Origin of the sequence: Clostridium ihumii AP5, assembly GCF_000612845.1 — a bacterium.
In the GTDB taxonomy this organism is placed as follows: Bacteria; Bacillota; Clostridia; order Clostridiales; family Clostridiaceae; genus Clostridium_J; species Clostridium_J ihumii.
This window is the reverse complement of record NZ_CCAT010000080.1, coordinates 1-1065: the sequence shown is the minus strand read 5'-3', so window position 1 is coordinate 1065 and position 1065 is coordinate 1. Positions and strand designations below refer to the sequence as shown.

The window sequence follows — 1065 nt, the reverse complement described above, 5'->3', positions numbered from 1 at the left end:
CGCGAATTGTAAAATTAAGTTAGAAAAATAAAAAGGCATTTATGGTACACTCAAATTGTATTTCCGACGAAAGAAAACAAAGGAGTGTAACCATAAATGACCTACAAACATCTTACCATAGACGAACTGACAATGATAGAATCATATTATCTTCAACATAATAAACCGGTTGAAATCGCTAACCGAATGGGACGTGCTATACAAACTATTTATAATGTAGTCAATAAGTTCAAGCAAGGCAAGACTGCTCTTGATTATTGGCACCAGTATAAAGAAAATAAGAAAAAATGTGGTAGAAAAGTCATTCAATTACCTGCTCATGAAGTAGATTACATTAAAGAGAAAGTCACTCTTGGTTGGACGCCTGACGTCATTATCGGGCGAAAAGAAAGGCCTGTTTCATGCGGTATGAGAACACTTTATCGTTTATTTTCTAAAGGGATATTTGATATTGACACACTACCGATGAAAGGTAAAAGAAAACCCAATGGCCATCAGGAAAAACGGGGAAAACAACAATATCAGCGCTCAATCCATGATCGACCTGATAATTATCCTGATTTCAATTCTGAGTTTGGTCACCTTGAAGGTGATACGATCGTTGGCATTCATCATAAAAGTGCCGTCATTACTTTAGTTGAAAGATTATCTAAAGTCATTATCACGATTAAACCCAACGGCCGTAAGGCATTAGATATTGAAACCGCCCTTAATCAATGGTTTTCTCGCTTCCCTAAAAACTTCTTTAAATCTATTACGTTTGACTGTGGAAAAGAATTTTCTAACTGGAAAGCCATTAGTAACCAACACGATATTGATATATATTTTGCGGACCCTGGAACACCTTCTCAACGCCCATTAAACGAGAATTCTAACGGGATTCTGCGTCGTAATGGACTGCCGAAATCAATGGATTTTAGAGAAGTGAATCAGACATTTATTTCCAGTGTCAGCAATCAACGTAATCATATTCCAAGAAAATCATTGAATTACAGAACACCAATTGAGATATTTTTGAGCTATGTACAAGAAGCATTTTATTCTAACTTAATTTGACAAATCATA

At 35.6% G+C, this 1065-nt stretch carries 1 protein-coding gene; it reads left to right on the top strand.

The window, feature by feature from the left end:
* Positions 1-96 precede the first annotated feature (96 nt).
* Entirely contained in the window at positions 97-1056 is a 960-nt protein-coding gene (locus tag BN346_RS15805; RefSeq protein WP_000221326.1) for an IS30-like element IS6770 family transposase, read from the top strand.
* Positions 1057-1065 lie beyond the last annotated feature (9 nt).